The following is a 531-nucleotide window of genomic DNA, read 5'->3' on the forward strand; positions in this document are numbered from 1 at the left end:
ACGGCGTGCGCCGGTTCTCCGCATCGACCCAGACCACCGTCTCGCCGTCGATTTCCAGGCGTTGGGCCAGCGAATGGCTCCAGCCAAAACCGAGGCCGCCGTCGAGTTCCACGGCGCTGGTGCGATAGAGGCGGGTGAATTCGAAGGGCAGCAGCCCGTCAAGCACACCGTCAGTCAGGGTCAGCAGTTCTTCGCCGTTGACCAGCGACACCGGGCAGCCGTGGGTGGCGGTGCGATCCGCGGTATCGGCGCTGTCACCATTGGGGTTTTTCGCCTGAACCGGGGCGTCGTCAAAGGGTTCGTCTTTTTTCAGCGAGGTGTTGTTGCGAGCCTTCCAGCGCAACTGCATCCGGCCTTTTTTCAGCCCCGCCGCGACACCCCGTGCCGCCACTTTTTTGTAGCGTTCGACGTAATCGCTGAAGGTTTTGAGGATCGAGAACAATGACTCAACCAGCCGCGTGACCGCACGGATCAACTGCGTACCGCGACGAGCCAAGCGGATCGCCAGATAGGCAACTCCCGCCCCCGCCG

Annotated in this window: 1 protein-coding gene; it reads right to left on the reverse strand. The window is 62.9% G+C overall.

The window, feature by feature from the left end; translation table 11 throughout:
* A partial coding sequence (locus ACM110_RS30000) for a DUF6531 domain-containing protein (protein WP_416130628.1) occupies positions 1 to 531 on the reverse strand: 531 nt, incomplete at both ends.

It is taken from the genome of Pseudomonas sp. NFX98 (assembly GCF_047784845.1).
Lineage (GTDB): Bacteria > Pseudomonadota > Gammaproteobacteria > Pseudomonadales > Pseudomonadaceae > Aquipseudomonas.